Source organism: Nocardioides sp. (genome assembly GCF_035703625.1).
GTDB lineage: Bacteria > Actinomycetota > Actinomycetes > Propionibacteriales > Nocardioidaceae > Nocardioides.
Map to the genome: position 1 here is coordinate 1 of NZ_DASSXS010000120.1, position 16,800 is coordinate 16,800.

At 74.4% G+C, this 16,800-nt stretch carries 14 protein-coding genes and 1 pseudogene; 4 read left to right on the top strand and 11 right to left on the bottom strand.

Features of this window, described 5'->3' with window-relative positions; translation table 11 throughout:
* The coding region (locus VFN12_RS05825) for an ATP-binding protein (protein ID WP_325117661.1) at positions 1-1,697 on the bottom strand (1,697 nt) is incomplete at its 3' end.
* 91 nt (positions 1,698-1,788) lie between these two features.
* On the opposite strand from VFN12_RS05825, the gene VFN12_RS05830 reads away from it, so the two are divergent.
* Complete coding sequence (locus tag VFN12_RS05830) at positions 1,789-2,964, top strand: class I SAM-dependent methyltransferase (protein ID WP_325117662.1); 1,176 nt, start codon at positions 1,789-1,791, stop codon at positions 2,962-2,964.
* A 3-nt stretch (positions 2,965-2,967) separates the two neighbouring features.
* On the opposite strand, the gene VFN12_RS05835 is transcribed toward VFN12_RS05830, so the two are convergent.
* Positions 2,968-4,746 carry a glycoside hydrolase family 3 protein gene (locus VFN12_RS05835; RefSeq protein WP_325117663.1) on the bottom strand — a complete coding sequence of 593 codons (1,779 nt, stop codon included), beginning with the start codon at positions 4,744-4,746 and terminating at the stop codon, positions 2,968-2,970.
* A gap of 123 nt (positions 4,747-4,869) precedes the next feature.
* Between VFN12_RS05835 and VFN12_RS05840 the strand changes: the two genes are divergently transcribed.
* Together VFN12_RS05840 and VFN12_RS05845 are read left to right on the top strand one after the other, a co-directional pair.
* Positions 4,870-5,442 (top strand): SigE family RNA polymerase sigma factor, encoded by a 573-nt coding sequence (locus tag VFN12_RS05840; RefSeq protein ID WP_325117664.1) that lies wholly within the window; start codon positions 4,870-4,872, stop codon positions 5,440-5,442.
* Positions 5,439-6,623, top strand: a complete 1,185-nt coding sequence (locus tag VFN12_RS05845) for a hypothetical protein (RefSeq protein ID WP_325117665.1) — start codon at positions 5,439-5,441, stop codon at positions 6,621-6,623. Before VFN12_RS05840 ends, VFN12_RS05845 begins: the two co-directional genes overlap by 4 nt.
* 11 nt (positions 6,624-6,634) lie before the next feature.
* Here VFN12_RS05845 and tsaD read toward each other — a convergent pair whose 3' ends face one another.
* The 9 genes from tsaD to glmS form a co-directional block, all read right to left on the bottom strand.
* Positions 6,635-7,693, bottom strand: a complete 1,059-nt coding sequence (gene tsaD, locus VFN12_RS05850; protein WP_325117666.1) for a tRNA (adenosine(37)-N6)-threonylcarbamoyltransferase complex transferase subunit TsaD — start codon at positions 7,691-7,693, stop codon at positions 6,635-6,637.
* Between the two features lie 226 nt (positions 7,694-7,919).
* The gene (gene rimI / locus VFN12_RS05855; RefSeq protein ID WP_325117667.1) at positions 7,920-8,360 is read right to left on the bottom strand and encodes a ribosomal protein S18-alanine N-acetyltransferase; all 441 of its coding nucleotides are present in this window, start codon (positions 8,358-8,360) and stop codon (positions 7,920-7,922) included.
* Positions 8,357-8,995 (bottom strand): tRNA (adenosine(37)-N6)-threonylcarbamoyltransferase complex dimerization subunit type 1 TsaB, encoded by a 639-nt coding sequence (tsaB, locus tag VFN12_RS05860; protein ID WP_325117668.1) that lies wholly within the window; start codon positions 8,993-8,995, stop codon positions 8,357-8,359. The genes rimI and tsaB overlap by 4 nt, the downstream gene beginning before the upstream one ends.
* A gap of 94 nt (positions 8,996-9,089) precedes the next feature.
* Positions 9,090-10,481 (bottom strand): tRNA (adenosine(37)-N6)-threonylcarbamoyltransferase complex ATPase subunit type 1 TsaE, encoded by a 1,392-nt coding sequence (gene tsaE / locus VFN12_RS17580; RefSeq protein WP_414690011.1) that lies wholly within the window; start codon positions 10,479-10,481, stop codon positions 9,090-9,092.
* Entirely contained in the window at positions 10,478-11,560 is a 1,083-nt protein-coding gene (locus VFN12_RS05875) for an alpha/beta hydrolase (protein ID WP_325117669.1), read from the bottom strand. The genes tsaE and VFN12_RS05875 overlap by 4 nt, the downstream gene beginning before the upstream one ends.
* Before the next feature lie 2 nt (positions 11,561-11,562).
* Positions 11,563-12,714, bottom strand: coding sequence for an alanine racemase (alr, locus tag VFN12_RS05880; RefSeq protein ID WP_325117670.1), 1,152 nt, complete (start codon positions 12,712-12,714; stop codon positions 11,563-11,565).
* A gap of 31 nt (positions 12,715-12,745) precedes the next feature.
* Complete coding sequence (locus tag VFN12_RS05885; RefSeq protein WP_325117671.1) at positions 12,746-14,164, bottom strand: bifunctional ADP-dependent NAD(P)H-hydrate dehydratase/NAD(P)H-hydrate epimerase; 1,419 nt, start codon at positions 14,162-14,164, stop codon at positions 12,746-12,748.
* 135 nt (positions 14,165-14,299) lie between these two features.
* Positions 14,300-14,653, bottom strand: coding sequence for a holo-ACP synthase (locus tag VFN12_RS05890; protein WP_325117672.1), 354 nt, complete (start codon positions 14,651-14,653; stop codon positions 14,300-14,302).
* Positions 14,654-16,498, bottom strand: a complete 1,845-nt coding sequence (gene glmS / locus VFN12_RS05895) for a glutamine--fructose-6-phosphate transaminase (isomerizing) (RefSeq protein WP_325117673.1) — start codon at positions 16,496-16,498, stop codon at positions 14,654-14,656. It abuts the gene before it with no gap.
* Between the two features lie 24 nt (positions 16,499-16,522).
* Between glmS and VFN12_RS05900 the strand changes: the two are divergent.
* A pseudogene (locus VFN12_RS05900) lies at positions 16,523-16,800 on the top strand (type I pantothenate kinase); the annotation flags it as partial.

A 16,800-nucleotide genomic window follows, 5' to 3' on the forward strand; every position in this document is an offset into this window, starting at 1 on the left:
GCCTGGGCGAGCAGGTCGCTGCCCGCCAGCGCGTGATCCCGGGCCCGCTCCCACCAGACGCGGCTGGCCGGGATGTCGTCCATGGCGAAGGACATGGTGGCCGCGGCCAGCTCTGCGCGCGGGCGTACGTCGTCGGGCAGGTCGTGCGCCAGGGCCGCCTCGGCGAGCCGGCGTCCGTGGGCGTGGTGCCCGCGCAACCACCAGTACAGCCACAGCGCCCAGCTGATCCGCGCCACCCGCGTGGCCTCGCCGGACGAGAGGGCGCGCTCCGCGGCCGCCGTCAGGTTGGCGTGCTCGGCGTCGATCCGCGCGAGCCACTCGACCTGCTCGCCGTCCTGGTAGTGCGGCGCTGCCAGCTCGGCCAGGTCGAGGTAGTGGTCGAGGTGGGTGGTGTGGGCCTCCGTCGCCTCGCCGGCCTCGACCAGCCGGTCCCGGGCGTACTGCGCCACCGGCTCCAGCAGCCGGAACCGCCGGGACGGGCCGCCTCCCGGGTCGGCGGTCACCAGGGAGTGCTCCGAGAGGCTGGCGAGCAGGGCGAGCGGGTCGGCCGACCGATCGCCCAGCGCTCCCGCGACCGACTCGAGGTCGTCGAGCCGGAATCCGCCGACGAAGGCCGACAGCAGCCGCAGCAGCGCCTGCTCGTCGTCGCTGAGCAGGCCGTAGCTCCAGTCCAGGGTGGCGCGCATGGTGCGCTGGCGCTCGGGCAGGTCACGGGCGCCCGCCTCGACCGCGTCGTCGAGCCGGTCGAGCAGGGACGCGGGGTCGAGCAGCCGGGCCCGAGCCGCCGCGAGCTCGAGGGCCAGCGGCACCCCCGCCAGGCGCACGCACGTCGCGTCGACGGCCGCCCGGTCGCCCTCTGAGTCGCCCCAGCCGGGCGAGACCGCCCGGGCTCGTTCGAGCAGGAGTCGTACGGCGGCGGGCTGCTGTCCCGGGTCGTCCTGCTCCCCCGGCAGCGCGAGGGGCTCCACGGGGAGCTCGGCCTCGCCGCGTACGCGGAGCGGGGCGCGGCTGGTGGCCAGGACGGTGAGCCCGGGGGCGGCCTGGATCACCCGGGCCACCTCGGGTGCGGCCTCCAGCACGTGCTCGAAGTTGTCGAGGACCACCAGGAGCTGACGGTCCCGGAGCCGGTCCGAGATCGCCGCCACGTGGTCGCCGTCGACGGCCGGGCCGGCGTCGATCGCGTCCGCCACCGTCGGCAGGACCGCCGCGGGGTCGAGCAGCGACGCGAGCTCGACCCAGCAGACCCCGTCGGCGAACCGGGCACGCACGTCCCTGGCCGCCGCCAGGGCCAGCCTGGTCTTGCCGACCCCGCCCGTGCCGGTGAGGGTCACCAGCCGGCTGGAGCGCAGCAGCTCCGACACCTGGGCCACCTCCGCGTCCCGACCGAGCAGCGTGGTGGCCGGCACCGGCAGGTCCCTGGTGCGGGTGGAGGCGGCGGCGTCGCCGGGGCCGGTCGCCGTACGCCGCCTGGCGGGGACGGCGGCGATCAGGGCGGCGCGATCGGCGTCGTCGACGTCGAGGGCGTCGGCGAGGGAGCGGATCGTGTGCGGGTAGGGGCGGGTCCGGGCGCCCCGCTCGAGGGCACTCACCGCGTGGCTGCTCAACCCCGCCCGCGCGGCCAGCTCCTCCTGGGACAGGCCGGCAGCCTCGCGCAGCCCTCGCAGCAGTGAGCCGAACGGCTGCTCCTCCACCGTCACCGGCACCCCTCCTTCGGTCCGGATCCGGAGTGTACGGCGCGGCGCGCACCCGCGGACGGAGTCGCTGAACCGGGGCTGGAAGACTGGGCCGATGGACCTCGACGCCTTCCGCTGGCTGCTCACCGACGACGGCCAGCAGCTGCTGGCACGGGCGGCCGAGGCCACCGACGACGAGCTGAGGGCCCAGGACCGGCTCCGCCGGGAGGCGCCCGGCTCGACGGAGGAACGGGCCTCCCGGGTCGCGGTCGCGCTCGCCCAGGTGACGCTGCGCCGCAAGGCAGTCCCCAAGCTGGGCGACGACGCGGCCCGCATGTACTTCACCCCCGACGGCCTCGAGCAGGCCACCCGGTCGACGGTGGCCGCCCACCGGGCGGCGCGGCTGTCGGCCGCCTCCGCGGGATCGGTGATCGACCTCGGGTGCGGCATCGGCGGCGACCTGGTGGCCTTCGCCCGGGCCGGGATCACCACCGCGGGCATCGACCTCGATCCGGTCCGGGTCGAGGTGGCCCGCGCCAACCTGGCCGCGCTCGGGCTGCCGGGAGCCGTCTCGGTGGCCGACGCCACGACGGTCGACGTCACCCCCTTCGACGCGGCGTTCGTCGACCCGGCCCGCCGCACCGGCGGGGGCCGGACCTTCTCGGTCGACGACTGGACCCCTCCCTGGACGCTCGTGGAGGAGCTCCTGGGCCGTGACACGTGCGTCAAGGCGGCGCCGGGCATCCCGCACGCCCGCATCCCGGAGGACGTGGAGGCCGAGTGGGTCAGTGACGCCGGCGAGGTCAAGGAGGCGGCGCTCTGGTCGGGCCGGTTGGCCACCACGAGACGGCGCGCCACGGTGATCGGCCACGGGGGGCTGGCCACGATCACCGACGAGGACGACCCCGGCGCGGGCGACCGCGACGTCGGCGACTTCCTCTACGAGCCCGACGGGGCCGTGATCCGGGCCGGGCTGGTGACCGCCGTCGCCGCCGGGGTCAACGGTGGACTCGTCGACGAGCACCTCGCCTACGTGACGTCGGACGAGGCCTTCCGGACCCCGTTCGCCCGGGGCTTCCGCGTCGTCGAGACCCTGCCCTACCGCGAGAAGGCGCTCCGCGCGGCGCTTCGCGAGCGCAACATCGGCAGCCTGACCATCAAGAAGCGCGGCGTCGACGTCGTCCCCGACGAGCTGCGCAAGCGCCTGTCGCTGAGCGGCGACGTGACCGGCACGATCGTGCTCACCCGCGCCCGCGGCCACGGGATCACGCTGCTGGTCGAGCCCTTCTGAGGTTCAGCAGCCGCGACGCGGCAGCCCGGGCACCGCGACGGGCAGCCGCCCGGGCGCCCGCGCGCGACCCTGCAGCACGGCGACCAGCGCCCGCATCGCACCGGGCGTGTCGCCGTACGTCGCGATCCGGACCGGCGCGTCGGAGCTCCCCAGCACGTACGGCGTGTCGACGGCCACGGCCACGTCGCCGGAGACCGGGCCGTCGCCGTAGCCGGCGAACCCGATCCGCGTGGCCTGCTCCATCCGGGCCCGCTCGCGGTCCCGCCAGGTCGCCAGCTGGTCGGTACGACGACGCTCCCGGGCGCGCCAGCGACTGCGCTGGGCCGCACGCTCCGGCCGCGGCTCCGCCCGGGTGAGCCGCGCCGGCGGGGTCCGGGGCAGCAGGACCTGCAGACCGGCGGCCTGCGCGGCGGCCGTGAACGAAGCCACCGCCTCGTCGTCACCGGAGGGCGAGACGGCCGACTCGGCGAGCGGCCCCCGGCAGGGGCCGGCGGCGACGGTGATCGCCTCCGCCGAGAGGGCGCGGGAGGCCGGATCGCCGGATCCCGGGGGGCTGCCGCGGCGGTCCCGCCCGGCGTCCGGCTCGCTGGCGAGCAGCAACGCGATCTGGCGGGCAGCGGCGCGCTCGAGGAGCGTCCGGTCGAGGGCGCCGCGACGCACGGCCGAGATGATCCCCTGCCGGGCGGCGGCCGGGTCCGGCGGCATCAGGAGGACGTCGTTGCCTGCCCGCAGCGCACGGACCGCCTGCCGTGCACCGCCGTCGCGTCCGGGCTGGGCGCCGGCCATCTCCAGCGAGTCGGTGACCACCAGCCCGTCGAAGCCGAGGTCGCCGCGCAGGACCCCGGTGATCACGCGACGCGACAACGAGGAGGGCGTCCCGGGATCGATCGCGCGGACGTCGAGGTGGGCGACCATCACCGCCGGGACCCCGGCGTCCACCGCGGCCCGGAAGGGCGCGAGGTCGATCGCGTCGAGCCGCTGGCGGGTACGCCGCTGCACGGGCAGCGTCGTGTGGCTGTCGGCCGTGACCGAGCCGTGGCCGGGGAAGTGCTTGAGCACGGGCACCACGCCCGCCTCCGAGAGGCCGGTGGCAGCGGCGACCACGTGCCGGGAGACCAGGTCGGGGTCGGAGCCGATCGAGCGCGACCCGATCGTGGGGTCGCCCGGGCCGCTCGTGACGTCCGCGTCGGGGGCGAAGTCGACCGTGAAGCCGAGGCCGCGCAGCTCGGCACCGCTGGCGGCCGCCGCCCTGCGGGTCGCCGCGACCTCGTCGGCTGCCCCGGCGCTCATGAACGCCGGGAAGCGGGTGGCCTCCCCCTGCACCCGCTCGACGATGCCGCCCTCCTGGTCCACCGACAGGAACAACGGCCAGCGCCGGCGGACCTCTCGCTCGAGCGTGCGGTTGACCGAGCGGATCCCCGCGGTCGAGGCGATGTTGTCGTCGAAGGCGATCACGCCGCCCAGGTGCAGCGACCGGACCAGCCTGACCGGGGCGGCCGTCCCGGACCAGTCGGCCACGATCACCTGGCCGGCGAGGTCGGGCAGGCTCATCCGGCGTACGGCGCGGGCCGCGAGGTCGAGATCGTCCGCCGTGGGGCCCCAGCCGGTGGCCAGGCCGAGCTGCTCGGCCGGCGTGGGCGGGCTCGGCGTCGCGGAGGTCGAGTCCGCCTCCGCCGGGCCGGCCGCAGACCCTGGCTCCGGCGCGTCGTCGCCCGAGCAGCCGACGAGCAGCCCCGCCACGAGGACGAATGCTGCGGTCCTCCCGACGCGGTCCGATGTCATCGATCCAGTGTCGCACCGGGTCGCGGGCCCGGCCGTGGGGCCTTCCCTCCCCACGACTGCGGCGACGTTGCAACCTTCCTCCCCCGATTCGCGTCTTGGAAGCGATTGGATGGGAGGTGCGCAGTGGACGCACAAGGGCAGACGCTCACGGGAGCGGGGGTGACCATGGTCGACCGGACACGGCCCCGGGACGAGGAGTTCGCGGCCTACATGCAGGCACGACAGCCCAGCCTGCTGCGGACGGCGTACCTCCTGACCGGGGACCGGCACTCCGCCGAGGACCTGGTGCAGACCGCGCTGGCCAAGCTGTACCTCTCGTGGGACAAGGTGCAGAAGCGCGACTCCATCGACGGCTACGTCCGCCGGATCATGGTCAACGAGAACAACTCGCTGTGGCGCCGCGGCTGGAAGAAGCGGGAGTACGCCACCGACGACCTGCCCGACGACGACCACGTCACCGACGAGTACGACGAGGGGCAGCGGGCCGCGGTGTGGGCCGTCGTCCAGACCTTGCCGAGGAAGGCCCGGGCCGTCGTCGTGCTGCGCTACTACGAGCAGCTCTCCGAGGCGGAGACCGCCGACATCCTCGGCATCTCCGTCGGCACCGTGAAGTCACAGGCCAGCCGGGCGCTGGCGACCCTGCGCGAACGCGCGCCACACCACCTGAACCCCCTCAACCACGAGGAGGAGCGATGAACACCACTGACGACCTCACCCGGTCGCTGCAGGAGCAGGCGGACCGGATCGGAGGGCACCCGATCGACCTCGAGTCCGTCCGCGGGCGGGCCCGCGGGATCCAGCGCCGCCGGCGGATCGCCGCCGGAGCAGGCCTGCTGGCCGCGGTGGCGCTGATCGTGCCGGTGGCGGTGTCGACGAGCGGCGTGCTGCAGGGCGACGACTCCATCCCGCCGGCCACCGAGGTGCCGCGACCCACGCCGATCGGGACGGTCGAGGCCGACGCCTCCTCCGCCCCCCGCGGCGCCGACCCCGCGATCGCGTGGCTGGACGGGACCATCCTCCACGAGCCGGACGGAGCCACGACCGACCTGCGCGCGGCGCACCAGCAGGTGACGCCGTACGACGGCGGCTGGGCGGCCGTCGACGTCGCCGAGGGCACCACGTCGTTCCTGGACTCCGACGGCAAGGTGCGCCAGACGTTCCCGGGCGCCAGCCTCGCCGTCAGCGCGGACGGCCGGTCACTCGCGAGCGTGCTGACCGCCACCGCCGGCGACCAGGACATCGGTCTCTACCCCGTGGCAGGGGTCGGCCCCGACGGCTACCTCAGCTCGGTCGTGTCCTTCGACGGCACCGTCGACCTGGCCGGCTTCACCGGCGAGCAGGAGGTCGCCTACAACCTCACCGACGCCCAGGGGCGGGGCGGGGCGTGGATCACCGACTGGGCGCACGAGCCGCGGCGGCTGCCGGGCCTCCTCAACGTCCGCGGCGCCAACCAGGCGAGCGGTCTGGTGTCGGGCCTGACGTCGGTCGACGAGCTGGAGCCGGGCTTCTGCTCGGCCGTGGTGGTCGCCGCGACCGGTCAGCACCGCTGGGAGACCTGCGACTACACGCTGGAGGCGTTCAGCCCGGACGGCCGCTACGTCATCGGGACCGACGCCTACGCCGACGGCATCGGCGGCAACACCGTCGCGATCCTGGACGCCACCGACGGCACCGTGCTCGTGGAGTACACGACCCGGGACCTCGGTTTCACCGGGTCGTCGGTGTGGGAGAGCAGCGCGACGGTGCTCTTCACGACCTACCAGGACGGCCAGTGGTACGCCCTGCGGGCCGGCCTCGACGGGACGTTGACCCAGGCGCTCGACCCGGTCCGGGCGGGCGACGTGGACAACCCGTTCGGCTGGTCGCTCCGGCCCTGACGATCACCGGGTCATGCGAGCACGGAGGTGACCGGCTGCGACGAGTCGGCCGGGAGGTCGAGCGCCGAGGGCGCTCGGCCTCTCGTCACCATCTCGGCGCCGAGCGCGGCCACCATCGCTCCGTTGTCGGTGCACAGCCCCGGCCTGGGGACCCGCACCCGGATGCCGCGAGCGGTGGCCCGCTCCTCGGCCATCGACCGCAGCCGCGAGTTGGCGGCCACCCCGCCGCCGATCAGCAGGTCGTCGATCCCCTGACTGGCTGCGGCGTCGATCGCCTTGCGGGTCAGGACGTCGCAGACGGCCTCCTGGAAGCTGGCCGCCACGTCGTGCAGCGGGACCGGCTCGCCGCTGCGCTCCCTGGCCTCGACCCAGCGGGCCACGGCCGTCTTGAGCCCCGAGAACGAGAAGTCGAACCGGTGCCGCTCCAGGTCTCGCCGCGAGGTCAGCCCGCGCGGGAAGTCGACGTACACGCTGTCGCCGTCGCGAGCTGCCCGGTCGATGTGCGGGCCCCCCGGGAAGGGCAGTCCGAGGAGCCGGGCCACCTTGTCGAACGCCTCACCCGCAGCGTCGTCGATGGTGGCGCCGAGGGGGTCGACATCGCCGGTGACGTCCTCGACGCGGAGCAGGCTGGAGTGGCCGCCACTGACCAGCAGGGCCAGGCAGGGCTCGGGCAGCGGACCGTGCTCGAGCTGGTCGACGGCGACGTGGGAGGCGAGGTGGTTGACGCCGTACAGCGGTTTGCCGAGGCCGAGGGCGAGCGCCTTGGCGGCCGCCACCCCCACCAGCAGGGCGCCGGCGAGGCCGGGGCCGCTGGTGACGGCGATGGCGTCGACGTCGTGGAGCTGCACGTCCGCGGTCTCGCAGGCGCGCTCGATGGTCGGCACCATCGCCTCGAGGTGGGCCCGGCTGGCGACCTCGGGTACGACGCCGCCGAACCGCGCGTGCTCCTCGACACTGCTCGCGACCGCATCGGCCAGCAGCGTGTTGCCCCGGACGACCCCGACGCCGGTCTCGTCGCAGGACGTCTCGATGCCGAGCACGAGCGGCCCGTCGCTCCTGGGGGTGCTCATGGGCCCATGATGCCCAAGCCCGCGAGTCGGCGCGTCTGCACCCGCCCTGGAGCGCGAGTCGGCGCATCTGCAACGCCGTACGGGCGCGAGTCGGCGCAAACGCTGCTGGATCGTTTGCAGAGACGCCGACTCGACGTTCCAAAGAGCTGCACCTTTGCCGCCTCGACGTCTCTGGGAGCTGCACCTGCGCCGACTCGACCTTCCAAAGAGCTGCACCTGCGCCGACTCAGCGGAGGGGGCGTTGCATGACCACGGCGGTGCCGCCGTCCCGGTAGTACCTCGGGCGTCGGTCGATCTCGACGAAGCCTCGCGCCCGGTAGAAGGCGATGGCCCCCGCGTTGTCCTCGCGCACCTCGAGCAGCAGCCGGTCCGCGCCCTCGGCCCGCGCCAGGTCGGCAGCCTCCTCCAGGAGGCTCGTCGCCACGCCGGTACGTCGGTGCGCGATGGCGACGGCGATCCGCTGCAGCTCGGAGAGGTCGGCCACCACGCTGACCACCGCGTGGCCGACCACGTCGTCCCCGACCTGCGCCACGACGTAGCGAACGGTCGGCAGCCGGCCGCTGACACCCTCCTCGACCAGCGCGGCGGACCAGGCGTCGTCTCCGAGGTTCTCCCGCTCGAGCCGGGCGACCGCGTCGACGTCGTCGGCGGTGGCCGGGCGGATCACGAGGCGGGCTTGCGCGGCCCCGGCGTCGCGGCGTCCGGGCGGCGCAGGTAGAGCGGCTCCGGGTCCCGGAGCTCGGCCCGCTCCTCCGCCACGGCGCGCGCCAGCCAGGTCGCACTCGGCCGGGTCGGCCCGGCCGGGTGGGGGAACGCCTCCGGGTAGAGCACGGCTCCCTCGCCGACGGCCGGCCTGTCGGTGGCCACGGTCGCCGGCTTGGCGACCTCGGGGCCGTCCAGCCGCACCCCGTCCACGTCGTACGACGCCAGGTAGACCTCCCGCCGCCGGGCGTCGGTGGCCACCACGAAGTCGCCCGTGACGGTCGCGGTGTCCACCGCCTCCAGGGCGAGCACGTCGAGGGAGCAGACGCCGTACACGGGGATGTCGAGGACGAACGCCAGGGTGCGGGCGGTGACGAGACCGACCCGCAGGCCGGTGAAGGGTCCGGGGCCGACGCCGACGGCGATCGCGGTGAGGTCCTGCCGGACGATGCCGACGTCCTGCATGGCCCGCTCGATGAGCGGGGCCAGCTGCTCGCCGTGCTTCATCCGCTGCTCCGACGTGTGCTCGACCACGACCTGGTCGCCGTCGTGCAGCGCGACCGTGACGAGCGGCGTGGCGGTGTCGAAGGCGAGCAGCACGCAGCCGAGGCTACTGGCCTGCGTCGGCGCGCGTTTTCGAGGCTGGGGCCCTCGCACGCGACCCGCCGACGTGCTCACGCGACGCGGGGTGAGCTCAGGTCGCCCCGATCGCCAGCCGGGCGAGGTGCTCGTCGATGGGCGAGAGTCCCTCGAAGTCGCGCACCGTGTCCCACCACGCCAGCTTGTCGACCTCGTCGTTGGCCTCGAACAGTCCGAGGCCCGTGAGCCGGGTGCGGTAGACGGCGACGAACTCGATGCTCCGCTCGTGGCCGAGCTGGACCGTGCCCACCCCGACGAACTCGACGTCGGTGAGCGCGGTGCCGGTCTCCTCCGCGAACCTCCGGATCGCGGTCTCGCGGGCGGTCTCGTCGGTGCGGGTCTCGCCGACCGGCAGCTCCCACTCCTGCCGCCAGCTGTTGTGGACCAGCACCACCCGCCCGTCGTGCTCGGCGACCATCAGCGACAGCCGCAGCGGGATGGAGGGGTCCAGCGCGTCGAGGTCCGACTCGGGGCAGTGGCGGAAGTCGAGCAGGAGGTTCTCGTTCAGCTTCTCCGCCAGCGGGGGCCGCCGGTTGGGGACCTCCATCTCGTACCAGCGGGGGCCGATCGGCGTCATCAGGACCCGTCGCGGGTCGAGGTCGGCGTGCTCGTCCTGGTGGGCGAGGGCACGGATGATCCGCACCTCGAGCCGCGACTCCGCCAGTCCCTCCGCGATCCCCTCCCCCCACTCGACGACCGTGACGGCGTCGTCGAGCGAGGTGTCGAGGTCGAGGTCGTCGAGCTCGTCGATGCCACCGAGCCGGTAGGCGTCGACGTGCACCAGCGGCGGTCCGCCGTCGACCGGCGGGTGCTCGCGCGAGATCACGAACGTCGGCGAGGTGACCGTCCCGCGCACCCCCAGCCCGGCTCCGATCCCCTGGGTGAACGTCGTCTTGCCGGCCCCCAGCTCGCCGCTGAGCACGATCAGGTCACCGGCGCGGAGCTGCTGCGCGAGGGCCTCCCCGAGCGACCGCATCGCCTCCGGGTCGGGCACGTTGTAGAGGAAGGTCCGCAGCGGGCGCCGCAGCTCCACGTTCGGCGAGTAGCGCAGGATCTCGCGGAAGCCCTGGCGCTCCCAGAAGCGGATCGTCTCGGGCAGCTCCTCCCGCGCCACCACCGTCAGGTCGTCGTAGCCGTGGGAGGCGTCGACCGCCCAGTCGATGAGCAGGGCGGCGATGCCGTGGCCGCGGGCGCTGTGGACGACGCCGAACCGCCGCAGGTACATCGTGGTGCCGACCGGGTCGAGCACCAGCGCACCCACGGGCTCGCCGTCGAGCACGGCCATCAGCCCGCCGTGCTTCTCCAGCAGCTTCGCCAGCGACTCGGGGGTCTCCGACAGCGCGGCCGCGGGCGGGTCGAGCGGCGGGCGGACCTCGAAGGCGGTCCGGATGACCGACAGCAGCTCGGCGGCTGCTTCCGGTCCGACGCGTCGTACGTCGACACTCACCGGCTGTCGACCCGCTCCGCTGCGGCGGCGATCAGCTGGTCGAGCGCGGCGTTCACCCGGTCGTGCCGTTCCATGATCACCATGTGTCCGGCGCCTTCGCACTCGACAAGGACCGACTGGGGCAGCCTGGAGTGCAGCTTGCGGCTGTGGCCGATGGAGGTGAGCCGGTCGCCGGTGCCGCAGATGACCGTGGCCGCGACGCCCTGCAGCGCCTCCAGGGCGTCGAACTTGTCGAGCTCCCCGAACACGGGGAAGAACTCCGCGACCACCTCGAACGGCGTCTCCGACAGCATCCCGTCGACGAAGTCGACGTAGCTCTCCGGGACGTCGTCCCCGAAGGCGAACAGGTCGGTGACCACGGTGGCGACCGAGCGGCCCGCCCGACGCAGACCGTCGACGTGGCGGTGCCCGCGCGCCAGCGTCGACACCACCCGCGTGGCCAGCTGGCCACCGATGGTCCTCGGCAGGAGCGGGAGCACGATGCGGTGCGGGTCGAGGCCGCCGGCGGTGGTCGAGATCAGCCCGACGCCGACGACCCGCTCGCCGAAGAGCTCGGGCTGCTGCTCGGCCAGGGCGATGATGGACATCCCTCCCATCGAGTGGCCGATGAGGACGACCGGACCCTCCGGGACGACCTCGTGGAGGATCCGGCCCAGGTCGCGACCGAGCTGGTCGACCGTGGCCCTGCCCTTGCTGGACCGCCCGGACCGGCCGTGGGAGCGCTGGTCGTAGTAGACGGCCCGCACCAGGCCCCGGTAGCCGGCCCGCTGGAAGTGCCAGCAGTCGAGGTTGAGCGCGTAGCCGTGGCAGAACACGACCGTGAGCGGCGGCTCCTCCGCCGACGCGCTGCGGCGACGCCCCCGCTGGGGGTCGCGGGTGAACTCGTCGACCTCGACGTGCAGCGGGACACCGTCATCGGCGACCACGGTCCGGGGCTCGGCCCGCAGCGAGCCGAACGGCGTGCTGTCACCCGCGCCGCGCCGGGCGATGACCCGGCGCCGGCGGGCGACCTCGGCCGCCGTACCGGCCACCGCGACGCCCACCGCTCCGGCGGCGAGTGCCGCGATCCTGCGTCGCACCGTCACTGGTTCACTCCCGGAGTCACTCCTTCGTCGACGTAGCGACGGACCATGCGGCCGCCGATCCTGGTCACGATCTCGTAGTTGATGGTCCCGCACGCCTCGGCCCACTCCGTCGCGGTGGGTTCACCGCCGGCCCCGGTGCCGAACAGCACGATCCCGGCGCCCGGGTCGGGATGGTCTCCGTCGAGGTCGACCACGAACTGGTCCATGCAGATGCGGCCACGCACCGGGCGCCGCCGCCCGGCCAGCCAGACCTCGGCCACGTTGCCGGCATGGCGGGGTACGCCGTCGCCGTACCCCACCGGCACCAGGCCCACCGTCGTGTCGTGGTCGGCGACCCACGTGTGGCCGTAGGAGACGCCGGCCCCGGAGCTGATCGGCTTGGCCAGCGACAGCGTCGCGCGAGCGGTCATCGCCGGGACCAGGCCGAGGTCGGGGGTCACCCCGGGCGCCGGGTCCAGGCCGTAGGTCGCGATGCCGCACCGGACCAGGTCGAAGCGGGACGAGGGGCGCAGGATCGCCGCCGCCGAGTTGGCCAGGTGTCGCACCTCGGGCCGGAGGCCCGCCCGCTCGGCGACATCGAGCGCGTCGAGGAAGACCTTCTCCTGGGCGTCGTTGGCCGGGTGGTCCGGTACGTCGCTGCAGGCGAAGTGCGACCAGATCCCGGTGACCGTCCAGGCGCCCGCGACCTCGCCGGCACGGGCGGCCTCGACCACGCCCGGCCAGTTCTCGGTCGCCGCGCCGCCGCGGGAGAGGCCGGTGTCGACCTTGAGCTGGAGCCGGGCCGGGCGGCCGGCCGCGTCGACGCCGGCCCGGATCTCGACCAGCTCGGCGACCGTGTAGGCGCAGACGTCGACGTCGGCCGCGATCGCCGCGGCGTAGTCCTCGCCGGGTACGCCCAGCCAGCAGAGCACCCGGCCTGCGTCGCCCGCCTCCCGGAGCGCCAGCGCCTCGTCGATGGTGGCCACGCCGAGCCACTCCGCCCCGGCCTCCCGGGCCGCGCGGGCCACCGCGGCCAGCCCGTGCCCGTAGCCGTCGGCCTTGACCACGGTCATCATCGCCGCCGGCGCCGCCAGCTCCCGAAGCAGCCGGACGTTGTGGCGGATCGCCGCCAGGTCGACCACGATCTCGGCGCGGTCGGCGGGGCTCATGGCGCCGATTCTTCCATTCCCGGCTCCCCGGTCAGTGCCCCCACGTCACCAGCCGGACCACCTCGGGGATGGCGCGGGCGACCGCTCCGGCCACGATCGGACCATCGTTCGCGGCCAGGGTGGCGGCCGCGCCGTGCAGCCAGGAGCCGACCGATGCCGCGTCGTAGGGCGCCAGCCCGGCCGCCAGCAGCGACCCGATCACGCCGGTCAGCACGTCCCCCGCGCCGGCCGTCGCCAGCCACGGGGTGCCGGTCGTGGTGACCCGGACCGCGCCCTGCGGGGTCGCGACGAGCGTGTGCCGCCCCTTCAGCAGGACGGCGGCGTCGTACCTCGCGGCCGCCGCCAGGGCGTGGGCGAGCGGACGGGCCTCGACGTCGGCGCGGTCGGCACCGGCCATCGCCGCGAGCTCGCCCGCGTGTGGTGTCAGCACCGCCGGCACGCCGAGGGGCCCGGTCACGTGAGTGAGCGCGTCGGCGTCGACGACGACCGGTACGCCGTCGGCGACCGCGGCCTTCAGCTCGTCGCCGGCCCCCTCACCACCTCCGGAGCCGACCGCCCAGGCCTGGACCCGGCCCTCACCGACCACGTCGGGGTGGGTGGCGCGGACCCGCTCGGCGAGCCGGCCGTCGCCGACGTAGCGGACCATGCCGCACAGCCCGGTCGCCGCGCCCTGCACGCACAGCAGCCCCGCGCCCGGGTACTGCGGCGACCCGGCCCGGACCCCCACGACCCCGCGGGTGTACTTGTGCGCCTGGGGATCGGGCCGGGGCAGCAGCCGCGCCACGTCGCTCGGCTGCAGGGACTCGACCCGGGCCTCGGGCAGGTCCAGCCCGATGTCGACGAGGTGCACGACGCCGCAGGCCGCGGCCGCGGGGTCGACGAGGTGGGCGATCTTGTGGGTGCCGAACGTGACCGTCACCGCGGCCTCGACGTGCGGGCCGTCGAGCTCCCCGCTGTCGACCCCCACCCCGGACGGGACGTCGACCGCGACCACGGGAACGCCCTCGACCGAGGCCAGCGCCTCGACCGCGTCCGGGCGGAGCCCGGGGCGGCCGCCGATCCCGACGATGCCGTCCACGACCACCTCGGGCCGCGCGACACCGGGTCGGGCACCTGAGGCCGGCCCCTGCGACGGTGTGGACGACACGACCCGTCCGCCCGCGGCCCGGAGCGCGGCCAGGCCACCCTCGTGCACCCGCTCGGAGAGCAGCCGGGCCTCGACCGCGCACCCGCGTCGGGCCAGCATCGCGCCGGCGTACAGCGTGTCCCCGCCGTTGTCGCCGGACCCGACCAGGAGCAGCACCCGGCGGCCGTAGGCGGAGCCGAGCAGGTCGAGGACGGCGTACGCCAGCCCGGCGGCCGCCCGCTGCATGAGGGCGCCGTCGGGCAGCGTGGCCATCAGGGCGCGTTCGGACTCCCGCACCTGCTCGACCGTGTGCGCGCGCCTCACCCGCTCAACGCTATCCGCGTCCGGGTGTCTCCGGGGCCCGTACCTCCGAACATGCAGTTGGCCGCGTGTGACCGCCCACCCCGCCGTGGGAGTGGCGTCGAGGGGCGCACCTGCACGTTCGCCGGGCCGACGGGCTCAGGACTCCAGCACGACGACCGCCGAGGCGATCCCGGCGTCATGGGAGAGCGAGAGGTGGATCGAGCCGACGCCGAGGTCGTCGGCCCGGGCGCGGACGGAGTCGCGGAGCTCGAAGTACGGACGCCCTGACGGCTCGGAGAACACCTCGGCGTCGTGCCAGGCCAGCCCCCCGGGGGCGCCGAGCGCCTTGGCCATGGCCTCCTTGGCCGCGAAGCGAGCCGCCAGCGAGGCCGGGTGCAGCGCGGCCTCGGCGGGGGTGAACAGGCGCTCGCGCAGCCCGGGCGTCCGATCGAGCGACGCCACGAACCGCTCGATGTCCACGACGTCGATCCCGAGCCCGATGACCGGCATCTACTCGACCGTGACCGACTTGGCGAGGTTGCGCGGCTGGTCGACGTCGTGACCCATCACCGAGGCCAGCTCGCAGGCGAACAGCTGCAGCGGGACCACGGCGACCAGCGGCTGCAGGAGGGTCGGCACCCGCGGCAGCGGGATCAGCTCGTCGGCGTAGGGCCGGATCGTCTCGTCGCCGGCCTCGGCCAGGCAGATCGTGCGCGCACCACGCGCCCGCACCTCCTGGATGCCGCTCAGCATCTTGCCGTGGAGCTGGTCGCGGCCCTTGGGGGGTACGACGCACAGCACCGGCATCCCCTGCTCGATCAGCGCGATCGGGCCGTGCTTGAGCTCGCCGGCGGCAAACCCCTCGGCGTGCAGGTAGGCGAGCTCCTTGAGCTTCAGGGCCCCTTCGAGCGCCACCGGATAGCCGGCGTGCCGACCGAGGAACAGCACGGACCTGGTGTCGACGTGCTGACGGGCCAGCTCGTAGACCGCCTCGCGCTGGTCGAGGACCGCCTGGATGTGGTCGGGCATCGACTCGAGCTGGTCCAGGACGTCCGCGATCTCCTCGCCGTACCGCGTGCCCTTGATCTGGGCGAGGTAGAGGGCGAGCAGGTAGCAGGCCACGAGCTGGGTCAGGAACCCCTTCGTCGACGCCACCCCGATCTCGGGTCCGGCATGGGTGTAGATCACCGCGTCGGACTCGCGCGGGATCGTCGAGCCGTTGGTGTTGCAGATCGCGAGCACCCAGGCCCGCTGCGCCCGCGCGTGCCGGATCGCCTGGAGCGTGTCGGCGGTCTCGCCGGACTGGCTGATGGCCACGACCAGGGTCGAGTGGGTGAGGATCGGGTCGCGGTAGCGGAACTCCGAGGCCAGCTCCACCTCGACCGGGATCCGCGTCCAGTGCTCGATCGCGTACTTCGCGACCATGCCGGCGTAGAACGACGTGCCGCAGGCGATGATGATGACCTTGTCGATCTCGCGCAGGTCCTCGTCGGAGATCCGCACCTCGTCGAGCTGCAGCTCTCCGGACGCCGTACGACGCCCGAGCAGCGAGTCGGCGACCGCCCGCGGCTGCTCGTGGATCTCCTTGCGCATGAACCAGTCGTGGCCGTCCTTCTCGGCCGCCGACAGGTCCCAGTCGACGTGGTAGCGACGGCCCTCGGCGGGCGCGCCGTCGAACCCGGTCACCGAGACCCCGGCGGTCGTGATGGTGACGACCTGGTCCTGGCCGAGCTCCATGGCGTCACGGGTGTGCTCGATGAACGCGGCGACGTCGGAGCCGAGGAAGTTCTCGCCCTCGCCGAGGCCCACGACGAGCGGTGAGTTGCGGCGGGCCGCCACCACGCGGGAGGCGTCGAGCCCGTCGACGGCGACCAGGGTGAACGCACCCTCGAGCCGCCGGCAGACGCGCTGCATGGCGGTGGTGAGGTCTGCGCCCGCCAGCACCTCGTTCTCGAGCAGGTGGGAGACGACCTCGGTGTCGGTCTCCGACGCCAGCTCGTGGCCGGCGTCCTCGAGCTCGGCGCGCAGGGTCACGAAGTTCTCGATGATCCCGTTGTGGACCAGGGCGACCCGCCCGGTCCGGCCCGGGTGCGGATGCGCGTTGACGTCGTTCGGTGCGCCGTGGGTGGCCCACCGGGTGTGGCCGATCCCGGTCGTGGACCCGGCCAGCGGCGCCTCCGCGATCGCCTTCTCCAGGTTGGCGAGCTTGCCCGCCCGCTTGGCGGAGGCGATGACGCCGTCGGCCACCAGCGCGATGCCGGCGGAGTCGTAGCCGCGGTACTCCAGACGGCGCAGGCCCTCGACGACCACTCCCTGCGCCGACTTCGGACCGACGTAGCCCACGATTCCGCACATGGCAGGGAGTCTAGGATGCCCGCCATGTCTCCGAACGGCGGCGCCCAGCCGGGCTCCGACGACGTCCGGCGCGAGTCGTCGCCCTACGTCCAGCTCGACCGGGCGGCCTGGGCGGCGCTCGCCGACACCACGGCCAGCCCCCTCACCACCGAGGAGATCACCCGGGTGCGCGGCCTCGGGGACGCCCTCGACCTCGACGAGGTCGAGCAGGTCTACCTCCCGCTCTCGCGCCTGCTCAGCCTGTACGTCGAGAGCGCCGGCCGCCTGCACCGGCAGCAGGAGGAGTTCCTGGACCAGCCGCA